Raw genomic sequence first — 24,487 nt, 5'->3', positions numbered from 1 at the left:
GGATTTCGTATGACTGCTATTGTTTTGTTTGACGGAGAATGTAATTTTTGCGATGCAAGCGTTCAATTTATTATTAAGAGAGATCCTCAAGGATATTTTCGCTTTGCGGCTTTACAAAGCGATATAGGAGTAATTCTAAAGAAAAAGCATTTCATACCAGGAATATTGGATAGTGTGATAGTAATTGATAATAATACGGTATACGAGTCCTCCGATGCAGCACTTGAAATTTGTAAAAACTTAAGTGGAATTTGGAAGGGGTTTTATCTGTTCAAGGTAATTCCTAAGTCTTTTAGAGATCGTATGTATAGGGTGATTGCAAAAAATAGATACAAGTGGTTTGGGAAAAAAGATAGTTGTACAATGCCATCTCCGGATATACGAAACCGATTTCTGTAAGATGGGCACGATTTATGATAGGCTAAGTTTGAGAATCATTATCATTCTTTTAAAAGCGGCGAGGGGGTATAAATATGGATGAGGAATTATACGATGTAATTATTATAGGCGGAGGTCCAACAGGATTATTTGCTTCTTTTTATGCGGGACTACGTGATTTGAAAGTGAAAATAATCGATAGCCTACCACAGCTTGGTGGTCAGTTAATGGAGCTTTATCCTGATAAATATATATATGACGTTGGTGGTTTACCGAAGATTTTAGCAAAAGATTTAGTGGCAAATTTGGAAGAACAGGCTGCTTATAGTAATCCAACGATTTGTTTGGAAGAAACGGCAATGTTGCTTGAAAAATTTCCAGATTATTTTGCTTTAACAACGGATAAAGCTCTACATTATTCGAAAACAATATTGCTTACTTCTGGTATTGGTTCTTTCCAACCTAGGAAGTTAAATGTTCCTGGAGCAGCGGAGTATGAAGGGAAAAACCTTCATTACAAAGTGAAAGATATTAATCATTTCAAAGACTCAGACGTGCTCGTATTAGGTGGAGGAGACTCTGCGCTCGATTGGTCCTTGATGTTGGAGGATGTTGCTTCGAACGTAACAATTTGTCACCGAAAAGAACAATTCACGGCTCATGAAATGACTGTTCAGCAATTACAACAATCTAAGGTCCAAGTAAAAACACCTTTTGGCATTAAAGAATTAGTGGGAGATGGGCGAACTGTTCAGGAAGTGGTGATCGTCGGAAAAGATAAATCTGAACAACGAATTCCAGTTGACCATGTCATCGTTAATTACGGAAATGTGGCATCGCTAGGACCATTGAAAAATTGGGGACTGAATATGCAAAAAAATTCTGTCGTTGTAAATGAAAAAATGGAGACGAATATAGAAGGAATATATGCTGCAGGTGATGTGTGTACCCATGAAGGAAAAGTGAAACTAATAGCGGTTGGCTTTGGAGAAGTACCAATTGCAATTAGCCATATTAAAACGTTTATCGATCCAAAATCGCGTGTTCAACCACTTCACAGTACGAGCATTTTTGAAGAAGTGAAATAAAAACTAGAAATAATGTCTATGGGAGACCAACCTGAGCGTGAAGGCAACCAATTTAGTCCCGAGAGCAACCTTCCAAGTTAAGAAAGCAACCAAATGGACAGTAAGAGCAATAAAAAACACAAAGAGAAAAATGGATTACTTTCTCTTTGTGTTTTATATTAGGATACTTATCTAAAAAATGCTTTGTCTATATTGTATTTCGATTTTAACGTGTTAATAGCATATGTTTCGTAAATTTCACGATCCATCGCTTCATCTACTATACACACGCTGATTTTGTACACTTCGTCCCGATGTTTAATCATAGGGGATACGTTGTCTTCAAAGTGCTTTTTAATACGTTGTCTTATTTTTCGTGCTTTCCCAACGAATAAAAGCTCATCGTTTTTGTTATAAAACATAAAGATGCCGCCTTTATCGCGAGGGAGTTGATGGAAGTCGATAAATCCGTAAATAGATGGGATTTCAATTTCTCCTTCTTTAATCACTTGTTCACGTTGGGTAATGGTAACGGTTGGTTTCGGTAATTCAATTTTAATCAATTTGCTCACGTCCTCTTATTGTCTGTCCTTTAGTCTACCATAACCGGACAGTAATATCTATTCGCAAGAAAGCAGGAATCTAACTATCGTATATCAAAATATAGCTTATTGACAAATTTGGAGGGATCTAGATGATTAGAACTTTAGAAGACTTTTTAACGAATTGGAAACATGAATCTGAATCTACGCTCAAAATATTAGATACTTTAACAGACGAATCGTTAAATCAAAAAGTATATGAAGAAGGCAGAACACTAGGTACGCTTGCTTGGCATATCGTAGTGACAATCGATGAGATGATTGGAAAAACAGGGTTGCAATTTAACGCTACTCCACATGATGCACCTAACCCAAAAAACGCAAAAGAAATGGCAATGGCATACAAAGAATCTAGTGATGCAATGGTGCAAGCGATAAAGGAACAATGGTCCGATGAAACGCTTTTAGAAGAAAAAGATATGTACGGTCAAACATGGTCAGTTGCAACTATTCTTCAAGTATTAATATCCCATCAAACCCATCACAGAGGTCAAATAACGGTGCTAATGCGTCAAGCAGGACTTACGGTACCGGGAATGTATGGTCCTTCGAAAGAAGAATGGCTAGCTTTTTCTGGAGAAGCCCCTGAATAATTATTCATTGACTATTCAGTAATATGCATGTATTTTAATACTATGAAATCGTAAATTTGGGGGAAAGTAAATGAGTAAAATTCGAATTGGTATTATAGGGTACGGAAACTTAGGGCGAGGAGTCCAGCTAGCAGTAAAACAAAATCCTGATATGGAATTAGTTGGTGTATTTACGAGACGTGACCCATTAACTGTTCAAGTAAACGATGCTTCTGTTGGGGTATATTTAGTGGATGAAGTAAAGGATTTTCAAGATAAAATAGATGTCATGATTTTATGTGGTGGTTCTGCGAAAGATCTGCCAGAACAAACACCAGAAATAACGAAGACTTTCCACACAGTGGATAGCTTTGATACACATGCATTAATACCAGAGTTTTTTAATAAAGTAGATAAAGTTGCGAAAGCTTCTAACAAAATAAGTGTTATATCAGTAGGATGGGATCCTGGTTTATTCTCGTTAAACCGATTGCTTGGAGAAGTAGTACTTCCAGAAGGTAATACATATACATTTTGGGGAGACGGCTTAAGTCAAGGACATTCCGATGCAGTACGCCGAATTGAAGGAGTAAAAAACGCAGTTCAATATACACTTCCTGTAAAAGAAGCGGTAGACCGTGTTCGTAGTGGAGAACATCCAACGCTTTCGACACGTGAAAAACATACGAGAGAATGTTATGTTGTATTAGAAGATGGAGCGAGTAAAGAACAGGTAGAGCAACAAATTATCACAATGCCAAATTACTTTGCTGACTACGATACAACAGTGCATTTTATCACTTCAGAAGAACTACAACAAAATCATAGTGGGATGCCGCATGGTGGATTTGTAATTCGTAGCGGAGAAAGTGGCACACAAGAAAAACAATTGATGGAGTTCTCGTTGAAGCTTGAAAGTAATCCTAATTTCACTTCCAGTGTATTAGTTGCATATGCCAGAGCTGCTTACAGACTAGGTCAATCCGGTCAAAGTGGTGCGAAAACAGCTTTTGATATTCCACTAGGGTTACTTTCACCAAAATCCGAAGAACAACTTCGTACAGAATTACTATAAAATTAGACCGGTACCTCTTAATAGAAGAGTGCCGGTTTTTTTAGGAGGAAGAAAATGAAAATATATGACTTACATTGTGATGTGCTATATAAACTCGCTAAAGCAGAATCCCCGATTTCTTTTACAGATTCACCCTCACTTCAAGCAAATAAAGAGCGGTTAGAAGCTGGTAAAGTAGCTCTTCAAGTATTTGCTGTGTTTGTATCTGAAGGATTTCCAAAAGAGAAGCAGTTTATGGAGGCAGTCCGACAAATTGAATTTTTCCATACCGAGATTGTTGGAAAGCATGACGATTTAGTAGCAATTTATAAGTGGGAACAACTTGAAACACTACAAGAAGGGCAAATCGGTGCGGTATTATCACTTGAAGGCTTGGATATGATAGATGGAGATATAGAAAAGCTAAAACTGCTTTTATCTCATGGGGTTAAATTAGTTGGACTTACATGGAATGGTGCAAATGCAGTAGCAGACGGGGCAGCGGAGGAATCTGGGACTGGGTTGACCTCATTCGGTGAAGAAGTAGTGACGTTATTAAACAAACAGAATATTATTATCGACGTTTCCCATTTAAGTGAAAAGTCATTTTGGGATGTACTCCCAAAAGCAAAATGGCTTATGGCAAGCCACTCGAATGCTAGAGCGATATGCGACTCGAACCGAAATTTAACGGATAAGCAACTAGAAGCATTAATCGAAAGAGAATCACCAATTCATATAGTTTATTATCCACAATTTATCAACAATTCTGATAAAATTGTGGATATGTCGGATTTAGTAGAACATGTCCATCATATTGTTTCTCTTGGTGGAGAACATCTGATAGGATTAGGCTCAGACTTTGACGGAATAAGTGAATTTGTAGATGGGTTGGAAGATGCTTCGAAAACACAAAGTTTAGTTAGTCATTTGTTGAAAAGTTATGCAGTAGAAAAGGTTCAAGGATTTACATCACAAAACTTCGGTCGATTTGTTGAGCAAATTAGCAAGGAGGAATAAGACAATTGGGTAGTTTACCAGATTGGTTTTTTGCAGTCGCTATTGCAGTAGTTATTTGTTTTATAATTGTTGCGGAATGGTGGACGCGTAGAGGTTAAGGAGTATGCTATACTATACAAATGAAAAGAGAAAAGAAAGAGGAATCACATGCTAACATTTGAAGAAAAAGAAGCAATTATTCAAGAATTTCCGGAGCTCACTAGAAAAGAAGTTTCTTTGAAACGGGTAAATTATCATTATGAAGAAAGCTTATATGAAAAAACGACAGTCGTTTATCACCTGCATCCAAATGGGAATGGATTTGTCTATGTAGGAGATCTTCCACAATATGAAGAAGCAAATGACAAAGGACTTTTGAACATCCGTGAGGCATCTGCTAATGAATTAAGACAAACGATTAAGGACTCGATTGCTTATTTAGCGACAGAGGAAGAAGAGGTTGCCTTGGAAGAAGTAGAAGAAGAGTGGAAAAACAAAGAAAACTCGAAGCTAACCTTATTACAAGAAGATGAAATGTGGAATATTTATCATGGCTACAACTTAGAAGAAAGCTTCGGTTCCTATGCAGAAGCGAAAGCGTATCTATTAGAAGAAGGCTTCCGTAAAGTAACTTCTAAGTAAGGGGGATTTCATGTGAAAGGAAGATCTACTGTTGCCATTATGTTAGTCCTTACGCTTATAGCGATTGGAGCAATCTTTTATTTCATCATGCAGTTTTATGAAAAAAATCCAACCCAATCTAAGCCAAATGGATATATGACTGGAATTATTGTAGACATGAATAATACGAGTATACTTGTCGTAGGAGATCTTTTGGAAGAGGAAGCCAAAAGCCTTTCAGTACAAGAAGCAATTGATAACGGAAAAGATGCAACTTGGTTTACGATAACTATGGGTCAACGAGACGTACTAGAAGTATACGATGAAGTAAAAGTGGGTTTTGATACTTTAGAGGAGTCTTTTCCAAAGCAAGGAACAGCTAAAACGTTGGAGAAGTTGAATGAATAATAAGAGAGTTGCTCGGAGTTAATCGGGCAGCTCTTTTTCTTTCTGTACTGGCGATTTTCTTATAGCAATATTTTCACTTGGAGTTTAGTTGCTTTCTTGTATAGTAGCCCTAAGCGTGGTATTCTTTTGCAGGTACTATTATTTTTGATTGAAAGTAGGTAACAAATGACGAAAGATCAACGAAAGAAATTATTTGTATTAATGATAAATATGTTTATCGCAATAGGAAGTTTTGGAATAATTATTCCTATTTTGCCGGCGTATTTGAAGTCTATCGACCAGGGTGGAATGGCGGCAGGACTTATGATTGCGATATTCGCTGGGGCACAGCTTGTGATGTCTCCAATTGCAGGTAAATGGGCAGATAAATATGGAAGAAGAATTATGATTATTGCAGGTCTAAGTGGCTTAGCATTATCTATGTTCGTATTTTATTTTTCTGATTCTGTAAGTGTTTTATATGTGTCGCGTGTGATAGGTGGCGTTGGTGCTGCATTATTAATACCAGCAATTTTTGCTTATGTGGCAGATATTACGACAATGGACCAACGTGCGAAAGGGAATAGTTTTATCTCTGCATCGATGTCGCTCGGTATTGTTATTGGACCTGGTATTGGTGGATTTCTAGCCGACTTTGGTTTGAAAGTACCGCTTTTGATATCTGCAATTGTAGGTGTGGTAGCAGTTATATTCTCACTGCTCGTACTAAAGGAAAGTAAACCTGAAAATAGTTTTGATCCTGAAAATAAACCAGAACCTATGGTGAAAGAGATAATGCAATCAGTTAAAAAGCCATATTTTATCCCACTTGTCATTACACTAGTGATGAGCTTTGGATTAATGGCATTTGAATCCGTTCTTGGTCTTTTTGTAGATAATGAATTTGGTGCTTCTCCTCAAGACATAGCCTGGATGGTAACAGCTACTGGAATTGTTAGCGTGATTGTACAATTAGTTGCTGTTGACTGGGTTGTACGTCGCTTTGGAGAATTAAATGTATTGAGGATTTTTTTAGGTGTAGCAGCTTTTGGCTTTTTCCTTTCCATTGTCATATCAAGCTACGAATTTTTCTTCGTTATAACGATGATTATTTTCCTTTCCTCTTCTATTTTACGTCCAGTGCTTACAACGCTCATATCGAAGTTGGCAGGAAAAGAGCAAGGATTTGCAATGGGTATGAATAATGCGTATATGAGTATTGGAAATGTGCTTGGACCACTTCTTGCTGGGTTATTATATGATGTGCATATTATTTATCCATTTGTTTTAGGTTTGATCGTCCTACTACTGACAACGATCGGATCGATTTTGTGGAAGGGTTCGAGACAAATATAAATTAAGGAGAGCTGCCCCGTATAGTGAATTACGGGGCAGCTTTTTGGGTTGTTGTTAAATTGTAATACTTTTGAGAATATTCGCTAGTGTTTAAAAAAACGTATAGATATAATAAAAGAAAGGGGGAATATAAATGGTTTACCGTAAAACACGAAAAGCCAATTTGGCATTAGCTTTTCTGCTTCTAGTCCTTACAACAAACTTTCTTTTGTATCAACCCGGTGTACAAGAATTTTTAACTCTCCAATTAACAAGTGGAGTAGTAATAGGGTCGCTTATTGATTTAACGATTGTCGCACCACTACTAGTTTATGCTGTATTTAAAACTTCTTTCAAACAGACAATCGCTCTAATGGTCTTAGGATTAGTTACTGTAAGATTTATCGTACCAGTTGAACTGTATGCACCTTATAAAGGAGTACTTTATGCCGGTCTTGCAGTCGAAGGAATACTTGTACTTGCAGAACTAGCGCTTATTTTTGTAGTGATTCGAAAAACTTCCGCAATACGAATTCAAATGAAAGAAATGAACGAAGACCCTATTTATAGTCTGCTACCTTCGGTTGAAAAAATAGCGACAAAAAATGTATTCATTCGCATTTTAATCTCTGAATTTTTAATGTTCTATTATGCGTTTCTTTCATGGAAAAAGAAAACGGCTAGACACAGTGGTGTAGTGTCCATGCATGAAAAAACAAGTGCAATTGCGATGAATATTATGCTCATACATGCGATTGTTATTGAAACAATTGGGCTCCATTGGTGGCTCCACGAAAAATCAATGATATTATCAATCATTCTACTCATTTTAAATATATACACTGTCATCTTCTTTGTGGCAGATATCCAAATAACCAGGTTACATCCATTGGAAATTAAAAATGACAAGCTATACATTACACAAGGATTAACGGCTCGGATTATTGTACCGCTGTCTATGATTAAAGAAGTTGAATGGGGAGCTACACTTCCTAGTAAAGATACGTTGCAATTTATGTATAAAGATTTTGAAAAATTAGAGCCGCAAGTGGTTATCCATCTTCATGAGCCTATAGTAGCAACGATATTTATGGGAATGAAAAAAAGTGTCACGGAGTTTGCAATACGTGTAGATGAGCCGGAAAAATTGAAAGGATTGCTTTCAAGCAATGGGAATCTCTTTATTTGACCAAGAAAATGATTCACGTTATAATTATCTCAAATTCGAGATATTTGAAAGGGAGTTTTAACATGAAGCATGTTTTTTATAAAGGTGATGACCAGTCTAAACCTACATTATTACTTTTGCATGGTACAGGTGGAAATGAGCATGATTTAGTAGGGCTAGGAAAAGAAATAGACGGAGCGGCTAACATATTAAGTGTTCGAGGAAATGTATTAGAAAATGGCATGCCGCGTTTTTTCAAACGGTTAGCTGAAGGTGTATTTGATATGGAGGATTTAATGCTTCGTACAGAAGAATTAAAAAAATTCCTCGATGAAGCGGCAGATAACTATGAATTTGATCGAGACAATGTAGTAGCAATCGGCTATTCGAACGGCGCGAATATTGCAGCTAATCTTTTATTCGAATATGAAAACGTCTTGAAAGGTGCTATTTTGCATCATCCAATGGTACCTAGACGCGGAGTAGAACTTCCAACGTTTACAGGTGCACCTGTGTTTATCGGTGCAGGGAAAAATGACCATATGTGCCCAGCAACAGAATCAGAGGAATTACGTGATTTACTACAAGGTGCCGGAGCAGAAGTAGAGCTGTATTGGCATTCATATGGACATCAATTAACACAAGATGAAGTACAAGCTGCAAAAACTTGGTATAATAACAACTTTTAAGGTATGCAGAGTGCAGAGTCCAATAAATCGGGTATGAACCGGTTTATTGGACTTTTTAATGCTATAGGAAATTATAAATTGTAGATTGGTTTTACCGAAAAATTAAGCCACTTTTCAATGGAGCGTAATATAGGGATACTGCGTCCTACGGATAGGTTCTTCAGGTTTGTCGCGTTCGCAGTGGATTTTGTCTCGTTCAACCATATACTGTAAGAGTTGAAGCTGATTAGATAGCAATTTTCGTGGATTGGAGCGGAAGGGCGGCGACTTCGGCGGGATTAAGTGAGACAGATGAGACTTCACAACGTACGCGCAAGCGGCGGTGAAGGCTCATCGCTCCCCCCGCGGAAAGCGTCCGCCCTGCAGCGGAAATCCTAGCGGTAAATTCTTTAAGACACATTATTCCTAAATTGTGAACTATCCTTTTTTATTGGTAATTATGAAGAAAAAGTTATATTTGGAAGAATAACAAAACCGCCAAACAAAGTTTAACTTTGCTTGGCGGTTTTTCGACTTTTAATGCCATTTACTAGTTTTATATGGTCCTTTTCTAAAAGGCATCCACCAATTCCATTTCCCGAATAGCTTCATCAAACTTGGAACCAATAGTAAGCGGATAATCGATGCATCAATAGCAACGGCAATCGCAATGCCGAGCCCTATTTGCTTCACTGGCATCACATCCGTAAAAGCAAAGGCACCGGTGATCACAATCATAATAAGTGCAGCAGACGTAATAATTTTACTAGTGGAAGTAAGCCCATCTATCGTGGCTGCCGTATTATTAAGACTTTTCGAATACTCCTCCTGAATACGAGAAATTAAAAATACTTCATAATCCATACTTAGCCCGAAAACGAGACTAAATACGATAACCGGAATAATTAGCGCAATAGATGTTGCTTCAATTCCGAAATGACCATATTGGAATATGTAAACAAGTATTCCAAACGTCGAGGAAAGCCCAATTACATTCATAATAATTGCCTTCAAAGGAATTAAAATCGAACGGAAAGCAATCATTAATATGATAAAAGTGGATCCTAAAATAATCGCAAGGAGAGCCCCTACTTTATTAAATATTTCATCGAAAATTTCTTGATTGAATTTAGGGCGTCCACCTAACATAGTGTCAACACCGACATCTTTTTCAGACCACGTGCGAACCCAGTCTTGCGCTTCACTAGAAGAGCCGTTTAAGTTAAGTGTTACTGGTATTAATAATTTATCTCCTTGCACAAACGACTCTGACAAAGGAGTTAGTTGAGCTTTTACTTCTGGGACCTCCATGCTTTGCTCCCACTGTTCAACAGTAGAAATATTACTTGCAGTAAAAATGGAATTGACAGCATCAACATTTTTATCAGCCAACAATTCATCTTCTAGTTTTTTCATGGTCATTAAACCATCTGTATTTTCCCAACCGTCATTACGTTCTGCAATCATATAAACAGTCGATTTTTCTCCCAATCCGAACTCTTTGTCCATTAATTCATAAGCTTGGCGAGAATCATAGGAAATAGGCAATGAATCTACTTGTGGAATCGCTAACTTCATATCCTTTACAGGAATAATACCAATCCCTAAAATGATTAAAGCTACTAGGATTAATGCCACAGGACGCTTCATAACAAACGCAGCAAAGTTACGCCATCTATTCGAAGCACCGGGCTTTACTCGAATAATTGTCCACTTATTAATACGATCTTTCATTAATAATAAGAGGGAAGGAAGTAGCGTAATAGAAGCTAGCACCGCCATAAATACAACAAGCATTCCTCCAAGTGCTAGGTTTTGGAATATCTCTACTTTCATGACAAGCATCGCCCCTAACCCGATGAACACACAAACTGCAGAGAAAATAATGGAGCGGCCGGCTGTTTGGATAGACGTCTGAACTGCATCTATAATAGATTGCTTTAACCGTTCTTCCTTATAGCGGTTAATAAGTAAGAGCGCAAAGTCAATACTTAACGCAAGCCCAAGCATTGGTATAATATTTAATACGAATATCGATAAATTCATCGTTTCACTAAATAAAGTCATGACGCCAAAAGTGGATACAACCGTTACGATACCAACTATTAGCGGGACAAATGCAGCAACTACACTACCAAAAGCAAGAAGTAGTACAATAATAGCAATTGGTAGTCCAATTGCTTCAGCACTCGCTAAATCCTTTTGACTGGCAGCGTTAATATCTTTATTAATAGCAGCTCCTCCGGTTAACGTAACCCCTTTTTCTCCGTCGATGGCGTTGCGAATTTTATCCACAACTTCTGGCATATTCTCTGTGTCGCCACTGAAATGTAACATCGCATAAGCAACATGATCCTTATAAAGTGAGGGATCATCTAAAGGTGACTGAATCGATTCAGCAATTTGTAAATCTTCCATCTCGGATATAGTATGTCGGATCGTTTCGTCTGTCGTACGATCAAAAACAATAAATAACGTTTCCGCTGGAAGATCAAATGTTTCCGTAAGTTCATCCATCACCTGCTGATGCTCGCCGTTCGTACTAAACCCGTCTCCTTCCAATAAACTTGGTAAACGAATGGCAAGAACCGCTAAAGCAATAAAAAGTACTAACCAACAGATCAATATCGTTTTGTAATAGCGTGTCACTGTATTAGACAACCATTGCATAAAGTTTCCTCCTCATACTAAATAACTTTCTTTATTGTACTAAAAAGCAGAGAGAATATACTAATATGATGTTAAGATAAGAGGAACAAAGAAAGGGAGGATCCTAATTGAAAATTACTCCACCAAAGCTACGTAGCTTTTTACCTGAACTGGATGTAAAGAGTGCACTTTTAGAAGATTATTACGTATCAGAAGGGATCGTAACATTTTTGGAGTTGGAAGAGGAGTATGAAGATAAAATCATATTTGATCAAATTCACTTCCAAGGTGTTTCCATGGAAGGGGTTCGATTCCATCAAGTCGAATTCGTGGACTGCTTGTTTGAAAAATGTGATTTGTCCAATGTAGATTTTGGAGATGCAGTATTTCATCGAGTAGAGATTAGCAACTCCAAGCTATTAGGAACGAATATTTCTGCAAGTAAACTAACAGATGTGAAGATAGAAGACTCCATCGCAAATTATATGAGTATGAGTTTTTCTAAATTAAAAAAAGTAGCATTTAAACAGACAGTTATCAATCGTGCTGACTTTATAGAAGCATCCTTCGATAAAGTCAGTTTGGAAAATTGCGAACTAGACGGTGCAAATTTCACCGAGACCGATTTAAAAGGAATAGATTTAAGCACGAACACATATGAACAACTTACTGTTACGATGGAAAATCTTGCGGATTGTACAGTATCGACTGAACAAGCAATTGGATTTGCAAAATCACTCGGTTTGATCATAAAAGAATAAACGAAACAAAAAAACCTCGCCATTCGGACGAGGTTTTCTACTTAAAAGAACAAGTTCAGTATTTGGAAAATAACTGCTGCTAATACAGCAGAAATCGGTAACGTAATAATCCAAGTTAGAACGATTTTTTTCGCAACGCCCCATTTAACACCTTTCGCACGTTGGGCAGTTCCAACTCCCATAATAGCGGAAGAAATAACATGTGTCGTGGAAACTGGTAAATGAATAGTTGTTGCTCCAAAAATAATCATGGCAGATGACAAATCAGCGGCCGCCCCGTTAATAGGACGGATCTTCATAATTTTACCGCCAACTGTTTTAATGATTTTATAACCTCCAATGGATGTACCTATCCCCATAGCAGTAGCTGCGGCAATTCGTACCCACATCTGGATATCATCCGTAGTCTGTAATTGCGCTGCGATTAAAGCCATTGTAATAATCCCCATTGCTTTTTGCGCATCATTTGTACCGTGTGTAAACGATTGTAAAGCGGCAGTCCCAATTTGAAATATACGGAATCCTTTATTTGTCCCATGTAAGCTTGTCTTTTTAAAAATTACTTTGAATAAAGACATCATTAAAAATCCAACTGCTAGCGCTAAAAATGGTGAAATGATTAGTGCTTGAAGGATCTTAATAAATCCTTCCCAGTTCAAAATCGCAAATCCAGCAGCAGATACAGCGGCACCGGCGATAGAACCGATTAAAGTATGTGAAGAACTGGAAGGGATACCGAAATACCAAGTTAATAAGTTCCATATAATAGCGGAAAGTAAAGCGGCTAAAATAATTAGGGAACCATTTTGTAATAAGAATGGATCAACGATATCCTTTGTAATTGTTTTTGCAACTCCGGTAAAAGTAAGCGCTCCAACAAAGTTCATAGTAGCGGCCATTAATACCGCAACTCTTGGTTTTAACGCTCTTGTTGAAACTGAAGTTGCAATAGCGTTAGCCGTATCATGAAAACCGTTTATGAAATCGAAGGCTAAAGCAAAAACGACAACAAGAATTGTAAGAATTAAAATAGAATCCATAAGACGTGCTCCTACGCATTTCGCATGATAATTGCTTCAATCGTAGTAGCTACGTTTTGACAATAATCTGCAACTTCTTCTAGTTTTTCATATATATCTTTAAATTGAATAATTCGAATCGGGTCTTTTTCCTTTAAAAACAGTTGTTTAATCGATGAACGAAGTACTTCATCACATTTACGTTCATAATCTTTAATAAGAACTGAATGTTCATGCATTTTAAGTAGTTTCTTCTGTGCAAGCAGTTCCATTGCTTTTACGATTTCATCCGTACTTTTTACAATATATCCCAAAAACGTACGCATAGAGTCATCGATTTCAAGAAGAGAGAACATTTCTAAATTAGCTGTAAAATCATCAATACCATCTAGAATATCATCCATTCTAATGGCTAATTGTAAAATGTCTTCTCGTTCAATAGGAGTCATAAACGATTTGTTCAGCATGACAATCAACTCATGAATTAATTTGTCTCCTGCTGTCTCATAGTTTTTGACATGAACACTGATTTCCTTTAAATCTGAAATCGATTGAATACGGAAGTCATCTGCATAGTGCGTTGCTTCTTGCACATTTTTAGCGATATTTAACAATGATGCGAAAAAAGGATCTGTTTTTTTTGAACCAATCATAAAAAAGCCTCCTGGACTTTAAAGTTTATTTTTCAACGTTTTTCCTCAAATAGCATACCAAAAAAATTACAAAACCTACACACTTTTTACGTTTTATTATCAAAATTTACAATGCTGTAACATTACTACCTGAAATAAGGATAGAAATTGTTGAATGAAAGCGCTTTTTATCGAATTGAATTTGAGTATTTATAAAAATTAAAAAATATGAAACTTTCCGTGAGTTATCCCGTATATAAGATTATAAAAATACAAAAGAGAAAGGGGTGAGGAAAATAGAGCAAATCTTCTTGTATGGGTTAATCGCTATTGGTTTAATCACGATTTTATATGTGTTGTTTGCAGATGCAATTGATGGGATGGATAGTGGAATTTTAAATCCCACGACTGTACTTACTTTCTTATTATTTATCTGTGCAACCGGGTTTATCCTATTAAAATTAACGAACTGGAACGAAGAACTAATTATTATAGTAGCAATTGTAGTTTCGAGCATTATTACATTTTTATTATATTTCTTTGTGCTTGTTCCATTAGCTTCTGCCGAAGTTTCGACAGCTTATACAAATGAGTCACTGCAAGGCCAAGTTGCACGAGTAATTGTACCAATTCCGATGGATGGTTTTGGAGAAATAGTGATTGAAACAGTGAATGGAATCGTTTCGAAAAGGGCAACAGGATATGACCGAGAAGAGATAGATTATGATAAACGGGTGTTAATAATTGATGTGGAAGACGGTACATTTTTTGTAAAAGAATATGAGCCTTTAAAATAATATTAGGGGGAATATAAAATGATGGATATGGGATTGTTAATCGTAATTGGAATTGTTGTTTTTGTTTTGATCGTTGTACTTGCAGTATATATTACGAAATACCGAACTGTTGGTCCAGACGAAGCGCTAATCGTAACAGGTAGTTATTTAGGATCTAAAAACGTACATACGGACGATTCAGGAAACCGTATTAAAATAATTCGCGGTGGAGGAACTTTCGTATTTCCGGTGTTTCAACAAGGAGTACCACTAAGTCTTTTATCAAGTAAGCTGGAAGTTACGACACCTGAAGTATACACAGAGCAAGGTGTACCTGTGATGGCGGATGGAACGGCAATTATAAAAATTGGTGGCTCTATTTCGGAAATTGCAACTGCAGCAGAACAATTTCTAGGTAAATCAAAACAAGATCGTGAGAATGAAGCAAAAGAAGTATTAGAAGGTCATCTACGCTCCATTTTAGGATCCATGACAGTAGAAGAAATTTATAAAAACCGGGACAAATTCTCACAAGAAGTACAACGAGTTGCATCACAAGATTTAGCTAAAATGGGATTAGTCATCGTTTCTTTTACAATTAAGGATGTTCGTGATAAAAATGGTTACTTAGATTCGTTAGGTAGACCAAGAATTGCACAAGTGAAAAGAGATGCAGATATTGCAACAGCGGAAGCAGAAAAAGAAACACGTATTAAACGTGCCGAAGCTTCCAAAGATGCGCAGCGTGCTGAGATTGAACGCGCAACTGAAATTGCAGAAGCAGAAAAAGACAATCAACTGAAAGTGGCGGAATACCGTCGCGAACAAGATATTGCAAAAGCACGTGCCGACCAAGCATACGAACTGGAAACCGCACGCTCGAAACAGGAAGTAACAGAGCAAGAAATGCAAATACAAATTATTGAGCGTCAAAAACAAATTGAGCTAGAAGAAAAAGAAATATTACGTCGTGAGAGACAATATGATTCCGAAGTAAAGAAAAAAGCAGATGCTGATCGTTATGCAATTGAACAAAATGCAGCAGCTTCTAAATCCCGCGAAATTGCCGAAGCCGACGCTGAAAAGTATCGAATTGAAGCAAAAGCGAAAGCCGATGCAGAAAAAGTCCGCTTAGATGGTCTTGCAAAAGCCGATTCCCAAAGAGCACAAGGGGAATCTGAAGCAGATATTATTCGCCTAAAGGGTCTCGCCGAAGCCGAAGCAAAACGCAAAATTGCCGAAGCATTTGATATGTACGGTCAAGCAGCGGTTCTAGATATGATTGTCCATATGTTACCGGAATATGCAAAACAAATTGCGAGTCCACTTTCTAATATCGACAAAATTACGGTAGTCGATACTGGAAGTGGAGAAGGTGGCGGTGCAAATAAGGTGACTTCTTATGCAACTAACTTAATGTCTACCTTACAAGAAACGTTAAAAGCTTCATCGGGAATCGATGTAAAAGAAATGCTTGAAAACTACTCTGGTAAAGGGAATATTCGACCAAGTATCGAACAACTGACGGAAGAAGTAAAAAAGTCCAATGATCAGATAGCTGAATAGCATCTAAAGGAAAAAAGTTCAGAAAATTATTCTGAGCTTTTTTCGTCATATTTCATTTATTCTAAATAAACTATATAATATATATATATTATGTGGGATATTGTCAAATGAATGGAGGCAAATAGCATGCTAACAATTAAACAGTTGCAGGATCTCAAACAAAAGATGCATTTGCCAAAAGTTGTGACAGATAAATCTGTGACGACTTACATAGGGAGTGCAAATGGTATTACATACTCCTTATATACTTTATTTCCCGGGAGCACCTCTTGGATCAATTATCATCCAAACGATCATGTTGAATATACAGAAAAGTATACAATTCTATTTGGCGAGTTAGAGATAGATAAAGATGGAGATAAAATTATTTTATATCCTGGTGATGTCATTGATGCAAGTATGGATCATGCAGTTCACACTTGTTATGCAAAAGAAACGGTGGAAATCCTGTTTGAAATGACTTCTTTCGTTTTCGAGCGAAGCTTTACTGAAAGAGAAATTATTCAGCGGGATGCACGAAAAATACAAGAAGTGGATGGATATACCTACCATCATTGTGCCCGTATTAGAGATTACTCTATTGAACTATGGAAACGAATTAGTCCTCAAGAAAGTTTAGCTGTTATCAGTATTGGTTCTTATTTTCACGACATAGGAAAACTAGCTATTCCACTAGAAGTTTTAAACAAACCAAGTAAACTGACAAACGCAGAATGGAAAGTCATCAAAATGCACACTACTTTAGGTGCGGAATTGATGAGAAACCATCATATAGATCGAATACGAAAAGCCGCTTTTATTGTAGAAGAGCATCATGAACGATATGATGGAAAAGGATATCCATATGGGTTAATGGGGAGCGAAATTTCATTGGAAGCTTCTATTGTTGCTGTCGTGGATGCGTTCGACGCCATGACGACGAACCGTGTATATAGAGGCGCTATGACGATCGAAGAAGCTATTCAAGAAATGAAAGACGGAAAAGGCACTCAATTTAACCCGGTTGTAGTGGATGAGTTTTTGAAAATGCTAGAAGAAAAAAATAATAAATGGGATTAAAAAGGAGAGAGAAAAATGTCTTATCGTATTGAACATGATTCTATGGGAGAAATTCAAGTTCCGCAAGAAAGTCTTTGGGGTGCACAAACACAAAGGTCCAAAGAAAACTTTAAAATTGGCAATGAAAAAATGCCAATTGGTGTTATCCATGGACTTGCCCTATTAAAAAAATCTGCTGCAATAGTTAGTCACTCTCTAGGAAATCTATCAGAAGGTAAAAAAGATGCTATTGCAATAGCAGCAGATGAAATTCTAGCAGGAAAACTAGATGCTCATTTTCCGTTAGTCGTATGGCAGACAGGTAGCGGTACTCAATCCAATATGAATGTAAACGAAGTCATCGCTCACCGGGGTAATCAAATTTTGGAACAACAAGGAAGCGACGAACGACTTCACCCAAATGATGACGTCAATAAATCTCAAAGCTCTAATGATACATTCCCAACAGCTTTACATATTGCAGGAGTACTCGCTGTAGAAAAACAACTACTGCCAGCAATTGATGTATTAAAAGAAACACTTGGTAAGAAATCTGAGAAATTCATGGACATTGTGAAAATCGGACGTACGCACTTGCAAGACGCAACGCCTCTTTCACTAGGACAAGAGTTTAGCGGATGGCATCGTATGCTAGAAAAATCAGATAAAATGATTACTCAAAGTGTGCAAGACATGAAAGAACTTGCAATTGGTGGTACAGCAGTAGGTACAGGGCTAAATGCTCCAAAAGAATTTGGTGATTTAGTTGCAGCCGAGATTTCAAAAGCGTTAGGAATTGAATTTACTTCTGCAAAAAATAAATTCCACTCTTTAACAAGCTATGACGATGTTGTGTATGTGCACGGGGCAGTAAAAGCACTTGCTGCAGACTTAATGAAAATCGCCAATGATGTTCGCTTACTTGCAAGTGGTCCACGCTCGGGTATCGGGGAAATCTCTATTCCGGAAAATGAACCAGGAAGCTCCATTATGCCGGGTAAAGTAAATCCAACGCAAAGTGAAGCAATGACAATGGTTGTTGCCCAAGTAATGGGTAATGACACAACGATAAGTTTTGCAGCGAGTCAAGGAAATTATCAGTTGAATGTTTTTAAACCAGTAATCATTCACAATTTCCTTCAATCAGTTGGATTACTAAGCGATGCAATCATTAGCTTTAACAACAATTGTGCAGTAGGAATTGAACCAAACCTAGAAACGATCGAACACCATGTAAACAATTCGCTTATGCTAGTGACTGCATTAAATCCGTATATAGGCTATGAAAATGCAGCGAAAATTGCGAAGCATGCACATAAAAATGGCACGACATTGAAAGAAGCAGCAGTAGCGCTTGATTTATTAACTGCTGAAAAGTTCGATGAAATTGTCCGCCCAGAAAAAATGATTTAAATCGAAGAGGAATTCTCTAACATGAAAAAAATACTATTTATATGCATCATTTCCATATTAGTGCTTTCAGCATGTGGGCAGAAAGCAACGGAAGAAAATCATGAAGAGCATGAAGATCATCATAAAGACCATATTTCACATTTAGCAAATGGCGATATCCATGAAACGACAGCATCAACAGAAGTGATGCCAACATTTTTAGACAATCAGTCAGAAGATATGCAACTTGTTTATCAAGCGGCAGCAAAATCGCATGATGTGTTGAAGTGGATGCCTTGTTACTGCGGTTGCGGTGATAGTGCAGGACATAGGGATAACTTTAACTGTTTCGTTCACGAGATAAAAGAAAACGGAGAAGTTGTGTGGGATGACCACGGAACACGTTGCGCAGCTTGCTTAGAAACTGCTGTCACTTCTATTAAAATGGTACAAGAAGGTAAGTCATTAGTAGAAATTCGAAACGCAATTGACGAAGCTTATAAAGAAGGTTATGCAGTACCAACTAAAACACGAATGCCATCTTAACTAGCAAAAACAGCTCCTTCTCACAAGTTTGTGAGAAGGAGCTGTTTTGAGTAAAGATTATAATAGGATAGTCAACGAGTCGAATCCAATTATGCGCCTGTCATCATTTTATATAGTAATTACTTATTAAATATTCTTTTATAACATCTGTTGGAATTTCAAACGTAATAACCCCACTAGACCCAGGTGCCACTTCATATTTATCGAAAGAAATGGTTAACTTATGATTAGCTGTAATCGAGAAAGTTTGGTCCGGGCGAATTGCTTCAAAACCAATCTCTTCTTCACTTGCAATCCAATACCTCACATTTTCATCTGCTGCCATTTGTCTAACCATTTCTTCCTTAATATAAGTCGAAATCGCTTCGATATATGCATCATCTTTAAACAAGCTCGGCAAGGTGATAAGAATTTCATTTTTCTTATCGATTGTATCTGTACGCATTGTTGTAAAAGATGACCCAGCTGCATTCACTTCATAGCGACTAATGGAAAGTATATCGTCCGTATCTGTTACTATTTCATACGTAGATGCAACGCCTAAATGCCCCCCACCAGCCTCTTTTAGTACTTCCATCTCTTGTTGGAAGCCTTCATATAGCGCTTCGTTTTCTTTAATATATTTCTCGTTTAGCATATTTTCTAATTCTTTATTTTCGAGTCCAGTTACTTTTGGCGTTTTTAAATCCGCACTATATGTGTCCTCTGCAACCTTAAAGTCTTGAAAAGTCACTACTTGTACGATTGAACTAAGCATAGGAACCGTTGAAAGCGATTGTGCTAGGGCGGGGCTCATATTAACACTTGCAACAAATAGAGCTGCAGCAGCAACGAAGCCAATTCCCAATTGTTTGAAAGGTTTCCTCTGCTTTCTTTTAGCTTGTTGAATGGAGTTTGCTACTACACTTTTTAGCTCGCTAGGTATTTCAATCTCTTCATATTTCTTTTTGGCATCTTGCAATTTCTTCATGCTTCCACCTTCTTTTCCATATTTACTCGTAATTTTTTTAAAGCGGAGTAAATTCTTGTCTTGATCGTATTTGGATTTTCGTTCTGTATTTCTGCTATTTCATCAATTTTCAAATCCTCCAAATAACGTAATACAATAATGGTTTTATATGGCTCTCTCAAATGATCAATTGCTTCATATAAATCATAGTCTTTTTCTAAATCATGTTGCTCCGGCAAAATTGAATGAAGCATATCATCGTCCCATGCCTGCATACGTCCATGCTTTCGGATAAAATCGAGAGATGTATTAATAACGATTCGATAAAACCAAGTTCTTATATATTGGGTTTCTTCCAAGTTATCAATGGATTTTAATGCTTTTAAAATGCTGTCTTGTATAATATCTAACGCATTTTCCTTGTTTTTTACATAACTGAAAGCTAGTCGATAATAATCGTTTTGGTTTTCTACTATGTAGTTTTCAACAAGTTGAAATTTTTCATTTTTCGTCATGACATATATGAACTCCTTTTTCCCGTACCGCGATTACGTTTCAATGATTAGACGGGCAAGTGTTTTGGAAAGTTTGAGTGACAATCAAATATTTCTTAAGAAATTCTTCATTTTTATCCTTCTAAAATGTTAAGAAACAAATTATACACTAACTAAAGTAGCAAACGGAAGGAGAAAGTAAATGATACAAGTACAGAACGTTAACCATACATTTCTAATAGGGAAAAAAGGTAAGGAAAAGAAAGTTCCTGTTTTAAAGGGATTATCCTTTGAAGTGGAAAAAGGTGAAATAGTGGCGATCGTTGGCAAAAGTGGATCTGGCAAGTCCACATTACTTCACACCATAGCAGGCTTTATGAGTCCAGAACAAGGCTCGATAGCGGTGAACGGGCAAGAAACGGCATTTTTAAATGAAACCGAAAGAGCGCAGTTCCGAGTAGATAATTTCGGTTTTATCTTTCAAAACTTTCAACTCATGCCAGGATTATCTGCATTCGAAAATGTTGAATTACCTTTGAAACTAAAAGGAGTAGCATCGAAAAAAAGAAAAAAAAGCGTGCAACAATTATTGAAAAAAGTAGGACTAGAAGAAGTTACGGATCATTACCCAAATGAACTATCAGGGGGACAACAGCAACGGGTTAGTATTGCACGAGCACTTATTACAAACCCTCCAATTCTATTTGCAGATGAGCCAACAGGTAGTTTAGATTCAGAAACAGAACAGGATATTTTGTTGTTAATACAAGATCTCAATCAAACGCTTGGCGTAACATTCGTTATTATTACGCATGACGAGGAAGTTGCGAGCATCGCTCACCGTAAATTCAAAATGCGTGATGGGGAATTAATGAGAGGAGATATAGATAATGCTATTTAAAGACCAAGTCGATTTTGTGCGCCAGCATATAAAGAAAAACAAATTACGCGTATTTATGACCGTACTTGCCGCAACGATGGGTTGCGCATTTTTAATCGTACTTGCTTCCATCGGATTTGGCATACGAGATACGATGCGTAAAGAAATATTAGAAGATCAAGCCATTACCGAAGTAGAAGTGTATACAAATGACGGAGAAGAACTTGAAATTTCTAAGATTAGTAACGTGGAGTATGTAGATGCAATTGTGCAAAGAACACGCATTGGCGCTATGGCAGTTTCTCAATTAGGAGATCGCTCGATTGAAGGGGCTACACTACTTACTAACTTTGTAGAAGAAGAAAAATCAAACCTCAAACTATCCGAAGGGCGTATGCCTACAAAGGATAATGAAATCGTTGTAGGTTACCAGTTTGCGGAAAATTTGTTGACTGATGAGGAACGAAAAGCAATGGAGCAAAGTACGGAGGAAGATGCTGAACCTATAGGAGGCTTCAAAGAGTCTTTAATCGGAAAAACAGTTTCCATGTCTCTTCAATCTTATGAATCGGAAGAAGCCTTCCCAGAAACATGGGATTTTACGATTGTAGGAATAACAGAGAAACCAGCAAAGGATTGGCTTGTCGATACGAATATGTTATTTGATGAATCATGGAAGGACAAGTTTCAAGAAGTGTACGATGCGAATGTGGAAGGTGAGAATATTGATTTATTCTACTCAAGCACGAAAATCTATACTTCTAGCTTAGAGCATGTTAAAACGGTAACAGAAGAGTTAAAAGAAATGGGTTATAGTGTGTATTCCGTTTCAGAGCAATTAGAGCAGTTAGATGTCTTTTTCATGGCATTCAAAATTGGACTTATCTTCGTTGGGACAATCGCAGTGTTAATCGCATCAATCGGTATTTTTAACACAATGACGATGGCAGTAACGGAAAGAACGCGTGAAATCGGTGTGTTGAAAGCAATTGGCGCAAGTCCTAAACTGATCCAGCGTTTATTTTTGATGGAAAGTGCATGGATTGGTGTAATTGGGACAGTGTTAGCAGTTATCATTTCATATGCGGTAAGTTATCTCGCAAACTGGATATTGCCGATGGTAGTAGGAGCAGCTCTAGGAGAGGACGAGTTCCAAGATTTATCGATGACCTTTTCGTTAATCCCATGGCAGCTTGTGGTTGTTGCATCGATCATTAGTATCGGGGTTGCAATGATTTCGGGATGGAGACCAGCACGAAAAGCAACGAAAATTGATGTGATTCAAGCATTAAGACAAGAGTTATAAAAAAGGTCGTCCCATTGGGGACGACCTTTTATTGTGTAATTGCAAAATAAGCAATGAATAGAACGAGTACAACTACTGTATTAAGTAAGCTGTACTGCATTCTTGAAATCTTTTTATCAAATTTCTCCGATTTGTTGATGAATTTTATCCCCAAAAAGGTGATGACAATTGCTAAAAGCAAAGCGAAGATAGGGGACATATTATATACACGCACATCGATAAAATGTACAAGGATGATAGCGATGGCCATTGCTACACCATACGCTACTTTTTTTAGTGTAGGCTCTTTCATTGTCTACTCCTATCCAAGGAACCATGCATCAATTCCTTCAATTCATTCTCCAAAAACGGCTCTGCATTTAGCAACTGTTTAAATTGTTTATAATCTTCCAGTTGTTCGGCAGTCACTTTTTTCCTGTTCTTATAAGCACGTATCAAAATGTTTTTCGGGGTATTTTCCATGTCGATAAACTCGACTAATTGTGCCTCATAGCCGACCATATTCAAAATTTCCGCTCGGATCGAATCTGTAGCGAGCGCGGCAAAACGTTCTTTAATAAGTCCATGTTTTAACATGATGTCTAGTCCAGGGGCTTGAAGTTGTCTATTCAATTCGTGTTGGCAGCAAGGGACACTTAAAATAACACTCGCTCCCCATTTAACTGCACGTGCAATCGCCATATCTGTCGCAACATCGCAAGCGTGCAGTGTGACAACCATATCCACAGCGGTTTCATCATTGTAATCATTAATATCGCCAACTAAAAACTCGAGCTGATCATAACCTAAATCCTCTGCAATCTTCGCACATTCCTCGATGACTTCTTTTTTCAAATCCAGACCAGTTACTCGAATATCGAGTCCTTTTTCGACTTTTAAATAATGATAAAGCGCAAATGTTAAATACGATTTCCCAGATCCAAAATCGAGAATTCGCACTGGTTTATTCTTTGGTAAATGGGCAAGTGCATCGTCGATAAATTCCACAAAACGATTAATTTGCTTGAATTTATCATACTTTTGTTTTTTTACTTTTCCTTCCTCGGTTTGCACGCCTAAACGAATAAGGAAAGGGTAGGATTTATTTTCATCTAACAAATAATTCTTTTTACGATTATGTGATAGATTCACTTGTTTTGCATCATCCGTTTTCTCCGATTTCCACATTACTTTGTTTTTCTTGGAAAGTTGGACTTGTACTTTTTCCCTTGTGAAATCTGCATGGACTTGACGGAATTGCTCCAACAGATCATCTAGTGTTTCCGCAAAACTTTCTAATGGTACATTTTCATGCTTTAAAATGCGCTCGTATTGATATTCTAGTTGAATATGATACATATTTTTTATTTCAATTGGTTTTAGTTTTACACGCTTTACTTCATTGGACTTTGCTCGTGGCTGACTGATTGTTGCGGCAACCAATTGCTTGTTTACAATTTGATCTATTAGATATGCTTTCATTTCTTGAAATTCCATATAATTCGCCTTCTTTTTCCGTAATATACTTGGAAATAGTGTAACACATAGGTGATATTTTAGGTTAGTTGGAAAATCGAGCCCTTTAGTTGTAATTTGAGATAGTTTAGTTGTAAAAATCGTAGACTTAGTTGTAATAGGAAAAAAATGGA

The 24,487-nt window shown here is 37.2% G+C and carries 26 protein-coding genes; 18 read left to right on the top strand and 8 right to left on the bottom strand.

Annotation, left to right across the window (positions count from 1 at the left end; translation table 11 throughout):
* The first annotated feature begins 9 nt into the window (after window positions 1–9).
* Both ACIQYS_RS02590 and ACIQYS_RS02585 read left to right on the top strand, forming a co-directional pair.
* Window positions 10–399: a thiol-disulfide oxidoreductase DCC family protein gene (locus ACIQYS_RS02590; protein ID WP_402974434.1), complete on the top strand. Its 390-nt coding sequence runs from the start codon at window positions 10–12 to the stop codon at window positions 397–399.
* Between the two features lie 74 nt (window positions 400–473).
* Window positions 474–1,466, top strand: coding sequence for an NAD(P)/FAD-dependent oxidoreductase (locus ACIQYS_RS02585; RefSeq protein ID WP_402974431.1), 993 nt, complete (start codon window positions 474–476; stop codon window positions 1,464–1,466).
* 167 nt (window positions 1,467–1,633) lie between these two features.
* Here ACIQYS_RS02585 and ACIQYS_RS02580 read toward each other — a convergent pair whose 3' ends face one another.
* Complete coding sequence (locus ACIQYS_RS02580) at window positions 1,634–2,008, bottom strand: nucleotide excision repair endonuclease (RefSeq protein ID WP_402974428.1); 375 nt, start codon at window positions 2,006–2,008, stop codon at window positions 1,634–1,636.
* 131 nt (window positions 2,009–2,139) lie between these two features.
* Here ACIQYS_RS02580 and ACIQYS_RS02575 point away from each other — a divergent pair, with 131 nt between their 5' ends.
* The 8 genes from ACIQYS_RS02575 to ACIQYS_RS02540 all read left to right on the top strand — a co-directional run bounded on the left by ACIQYS_RS02575 (window position 2,140) and on the right by ACIQYS_RS02540 (window position 8,872).
* Window positions 2,140–2,640, top strand: a complete 501-nt coding sequence (locus ACIQYS_RS02575) for a DinB family protein (protein ID WP_402974425.1) — start codon at window positions 2,140–2,142, stop codon at window positions 2,638–2,640.
* A 70-nt stretch (window positions 2,641–2,710) separates the two neighbouring features.
* Window positions 2,711–3,694, top strand: a complete 984-nt coding sequence (locus ACIQYS_RS02570; RefSeq protein ID WP_402974423.1) for a diaminopimelate dehydrogenase — start codon at window positions 2,711–2,713, stop codon at window positions 3,692–3,694.
* Between the two features lie 54 nt (window positions 3,695–3,748).
* The gene (locus ACIQYS_RS02565) at window positions 3,749–4,693 is read left to right on the top strand and encodes a dipeptidase (protein ID WP_402974420.1); all 945 of its coding nucleotides are present in this window, start codon (window positions 3,749–3,751) and stop codon (window positions 4,691–4,693) included.
* 147 nt (window positions 4,694–4,840) lie between these two features.
* Window positions 4,841–5,314 (top strand): hypothetical protein, encoded by a 474-nt coding sequence (locus tag ACIQYS_RS02560; RefSeq protein WP_402974417.1) that lies wholly within the window; start codon window positions 4,841–4,843, stop codon window positions 5,312–5,314.
* Between the two features lie 12 nt (window positions 5,315–5,326).
* Window positions 5,327–5,701, top strand: coding sequence for a DUF3221 domain-containing protein (locus ACIQYS_RS02555; RefSeq protein ID WP_402974414.1), 375 nt, complete (start codon window positions 5,327–5,329; stop codon window positions 5,699–5,701).
* Between the two features lie 165 nt (window positions 5,702–5,866).
* A complete protein-coding gene (locus ACIQYS_RS02550; RefSeq protein WP_402974411.1) occupies window positions 5,867–7,036 on the top strand; it encodes an MFS transporter in 1,170 nt (389 codons plus the stop codon).
* 133 nt (window positions 7,037–7,169) lie between these two features.
* A complete protein-coding gene (locus ACIQYS_RS02545; protein ID WP_402974402.1) occupies window positions 7,170–8,204 on the top strand; it encodes a beta-carotene 15,15'-monooxygenase in 1,035 nt (344 codons plus the stop codon).
* Between the two features lie 62 nt (window positions 8,205–8,266).
* Window positions 8,267–8,872: an alpha/beta hydrolase gene (locus ACIQYS_RS02540; RefSeq protein ID WP_402974399.1), complete on the top strand. Its 606-nt coding sequence runs from the start codon at window positions 8,267–8,269 to the stop codon at window positions 8,870–8,872.
* A gap of 516 nt (window positions 8,873–9,388) precedes the next feature.
* On the opposite strand, the gene ACIQYS_RS02535 is transcribed toward ACIQYS_RS02540, so the two are convergent.
* Window positions 9,389–11,521, bottom strand: coding sequence for an MMPL family transporter (locus tag ACIQYS_RS02535; RefSeq protein ID WP_402974396.1), 2,133 nt, complete (start codon window positions 11,519–11,521; stop codon window positions 9,389–9,391).
* A 107-nt stretch (window positions 11,522–11,628) separates the two neighbouring features.
* Here ACIQYS_RS02535 and ACIQYS_RS02530 point away from each other — a divergent pair, with 107 nt between their 5' ends.
* Window positions 11,629–12,261: a pentapeptide repeat-containing protein gene (locus ACIQYS_RS02530; RefSeq protein WP_402974393.1), complete on the top strand. Its 633-nt coding sequence runs from the start codon at window positions 11,629–11,631 to the stop codon at window positions 12,259–12,261.
* A gap of 41 nt (window positions 12,262–12,302) precedes the next feature.
* Here ACIQYS_RS02530 and ACIQYS_RS02525 read toward each other — a convergent pair whose 3' ends face one another.
* Window positions 12,303–13,301, bottom strand: a complete 999-nt coding sequence (locus tag ACIQYS_RS02525) for an inorganic phosphate transporter (RefSeq protein ID WP_402974390.1) — start codon at window positions 13,299–13,301, stop codon at window positions 12,303–12,305.
* Between the two features lie 11 nt (window positions 13,302–13,312).
* The gene (locus ACIQYS_RS02520; RefSeq protein ID WP_402974387.1) at window positions 13,313–13,933 is read right to left on the bottom strand and encodes a DUF47 domain-containing protein; all 621 of its coding nucleotides are present in this window, start codon (window positions 13,931–13,933) and stop codon (window positions 13,313–13,315) included.
* Window positions 13,934–14,199: 266 nt separating this feature from the next.
* On the opposite strand from ACIQYS_RS02520, the gene ACIQYS_RS02515 reads away from it, so the two are divergent.
* From ACIQYS_RS02515 to ACIQYS_RS02495, 5 genes are all read left to right on the top strand, one after another.
* Complete coding sequence (locus ACIQYS_RS02515) at window positions 14,200–14,709, top strand: NfeD family membrane protein (protein ID WP_402974384.1); 510 nt, start codon at window positions 14,200–14,202, stop codon at window positions 14,707–14,709.
* Window positions 14,710–14,730: 21 nt separating this feature from the next.
* Complete coding sequence (locus ACIQYS_RS02510) at window positions 14,731–16,254, top strand: flotillin lipid rafts scaffold protein FloT (protein WP_402974869.1); 1,524 nt, start codon at window positions 14,731–14,733, stop codon at window positions 16,252–16,254.
* Between the two features lie 126 nt (window positions 16,255–16,380).
* The gene (locus ACIQYS_RS02505; RefSeq protein ID WP_402974382.1) at window positions 16,381–17,313 is read left to right on the top strand and encodes an HD-GYP domain-containing protein; all 933 of its coding nucleotides are present in this window, start codon (window positions 16,381–16,383) and stop codon (window positions 17,311–17,313) included.
* A 15-nt stretch (window positions 17,314–17,328) separates the two neighbouring features.
* Window positions 17,329–18,705, top strand: a complete 1,377-nt coding sequence (gene fumC, locus ACIQYS_RS02500; RefSeq protein WP_402974379.1) for a class II fumarate hydratase — start codon at window positions 17,329–17,331, stop codon at window positions 18,703–18,705.
* 21 nt (window positions 18,706–18,726) lie between these two features.
* Window positions 18,727–19,230: a PCYCGC motif-containing (lipo)protein gene (locus ACIQYS_RS02495; protein ID WP_402974376.1), complete on the top strand. Its 504-nt coding sequence runs from the start codon at window positions 18,727–18,729 to the stop codon at window positions 19,228–19,230.
* 103 nt (window positions 19,231–19,333) lie between these two features.
* Here the strand turns inward: ACIQYS_RS02495 and rsiV are convergent, their stop codons facing one another.
* The gene (gene rsiV / locus ACIQYS_RS02490) at window positions 19,334–20,200 is read right to left on the bottom strand and encodes an anti-sigma-V factor RsiV (RefSeq protein ID WP_402974373.1); all 867 of its coding nucleotides are present in this window, start codon (window positions 20,198–20,200) and stop codon (window positions 19,334–19,336) included.
* Complete coding sequence (locus ACIQYS_RS02485; protein ID WP_402974370.1) at window positions 20,197–20,694, bottom strand: RNA polymerase sigma factor SigV; 498 nt, start codon at window positions 20,692–20,694, stop codon at window positions 20,197–20,199. The genes rsiV and ACIQYS_RS02485 overlap by 4 nt, the downstream gene beginning before the upstream one ends.
* A 181-nt stretch (window positions 20,695–20,875) precedes the next feature.
* On the opposite strand from ACIQYS_RS02485, the gene ACIQYS_RS02480 reads away from it, so the two are divergent.
* Together ACIQYS_RS02480 and ACIQYS_RS02475 are read left to right on the top strand one after the other, a co-directional pair.
* Window positions 20,876–21,574, top strand: a complete 699-nt coding sequence (locus ACIQYS_RS02480; protein WP_402974368.1) for an ABC transporter ATP-binding protein — start codon at window positions 20,876–20,878, stop codon at window positions 21,572–21,574.
* A complete protein-coding gene (locus ACIQYS_RS02475; protein ID WP_402974365.1) occupies window positions 21,564–22,859 on the top strand; it encodes an ABC transporter permease in 1,296 nt (431 codons plus the stop codon). Before ACIQYS_RS02480 ends, ACIQYS_RS02475 begins: the two co-directional genes overlap by 11 nt.
* 28 nt (window positions 22,860–22,887) lie before the next feature.
* On the opposite strand, the gene ACIQYS_RS02470 is transcribed toward ACIQYS_RS02475, so the two are convergent.
* Window positions 22,888–23,151 (bottom strand): hypothetical protein, encoded by a 264-nt coding sequence (locus tag ACIQYS_RS02470; RefSeq protein ID WP_402974362.1) that lies wholly within the window; start codon window positions 23,149–23,151, stop codon window positions 22,888–22,890.
* A complete protein-coding gene (locus ACIQYS_RS02465; protein WP_402974359.1) occupies window positions 23,148–24,335 on the bottom strand; it encodes a methyltransferase in 1,188 nt (395 codons plus the stop codon). Before ACIQYS_RS02465 ends, ACIQYS_RS02470 begins: the two co-directional genes overlap by 4 nt.
* Between the last annotated feature and the right edge of the window lie 152 nt (window positions 24,336–24,487).

Source organism: Psychrobacillus sp. NPDC096426, from assembly GCF_044762745.1.
Taxonomy (GTDB): Bacteria; Bacillota; Bacilli; order Bacillales_A; family Planococcaceae; genus Psychrobacillus.
This window is presented reverse-complemented; position numbering and strand designations above follow the sequence as displayed.

Coding starts and splice junctions, on each gene's coding strand:
- ACIQYS_RS02485 (WP_402974370.1), bottom strand. CDS start 20,694: ATGACGAAAAATGAAAAATTTCAACTTGTTGAAAACTACATAGTAGAA.
- ACIQYS_RS02465 (WP_402974359.1), bottom strand. CDS start 24,335: ATGGAATTTCAAGAAATGAAAGCATATCTAATAGATCAAATTGTAAAC.
- rsiV (WP_402974373.1), bottom strand. CDS start 20,200: ATGAAGAAATTGCAAGATGCCAAAAAGAAATATGAAGAGATTGAAATA.
- ACIQYS_RS02480 (WP_402974368.1), top strand. CDS start 20,876: ATGATACAAGTACAGAACGTTAACCATACATTTCTAATAGGGAAAAAA.
- ACIQYS_RS02475 (WP_402974365.1), top strand. CDS start 21,564: ATGCTATTTAAAGACCAAGTCGATTTTGTGCGCCAGCATATAAAGAAA.
- ACIQYS_RS02545 (WP_402974402.1), top strand. CDS start 7,170: ATGGTTTACCGTAAAACACGAAAAGCCAATTTGGCATTAGCTTTTCTG.
- ACIQYS_RS02510 (WP_402974869.1), top strand. CDS start 14,731: ATGGATATGGGATTGTTAATCGTAATTGGAATTGTTGTTTTTGTTTTG.
- ACIQYS_RS02560 (WP_402974417.1), top strand. CDS start 4,841: ATGCTAACATTTGAAGAAAAAGAAGCAATTATTCAAGAATTTCCGGAG.
- ACIQYS_RS02505 (WP_402974382.1), top strand. CDS start 16,381: ATGCTAACAATTAAACAGTTGCAGGATCTCAAACAAAAGATGCATTTG.
- ACIQYS_RS02535 (WP_402974396.1), bottom strand. CDS start 11,521: ATGCAATGGTTGTCTAATACAGTGACACGCTATTACAAAACGATATTG.
- ACIQYS_RS02575 (WP_402974425.1), top strand. CDS start 2,140: ATGATTAGAACTTTAGAAGACTTTTTAACGAATTGGAAACATGAATCT.
- ACIQYS_RS02550 (WP_402974411.1), top strand. CDS start 5,867: ATGACGAAAGATCAACGAAAGAAATTATTTGTATTAATGATAAATATG.
- ACIQYS_RS02520 (WP_402974387.1), bottom strand. CDS start 13,933: ATGATTGGTTCAAAAAAAACAGATCCTTTTTTCGCATCATTGTTAAAT.
- ACIQYS_RS02495 (WP_402974376.1), top strand. CDS start 18,727: ATGAAAAAAATACTATTTATATGCATCATTTCCATATTAGTGCTTTCA.
- ACIQYS_RS02525 (WP_402974390.1), bottom strand. CDS start 13,301: ATGGATTCTATTTTAATTCTTACAATTCTTGTTGTCGTTTTTGCTTTA.
- ACIQYS_RS02565 (WP_402974420.1), top strand. CDS start 3,749: ATGAAAATATATGACTTACATTGTGATGTGCTATATAAACTCGCTAAA.
- ACIQYS_RS02470 (WP_402974362.1), bottom strand. CDS start 23,151: ATGAAAGAGCCTACACTAAAAAAAGTAGCGTATGGTGTAGCAATGGCC.
- ACIQYS_RS02570 (WP_402974423.1), top strand. CDS start 2,711: ATGAGTAAAATTCGAATTGGTATTATAGGGTACGGAAACTTAGGGCGA.
- ACIQYS_RS02585 (WP_402974431.1), top strand. CDS start 474: ATGGATGAGGAATTATACGATGTAATTATTATAGGCGGAGGTCCAACA.
- fumC (WP_402974379.1), top strand. CDS start 17,329: ATGTCTTATCGTATTGAACATGATTCTATGGGAGAAATTCAAGTTCCG.
- ACIQYS_RS02540 (WP_402974399.1), top strand. CDS start 8,267: ATGAAGCATGTTTTTTATAAAGGTGATGACCAGTCTAAACCTACATTA.
- ACIQYS_RS02590 (WP_402974434.1), top strand. CDS start 10: ATGACTGCTATTGTTTTGTTTGACGGAGAATGTAATTTTTGCGATGCA.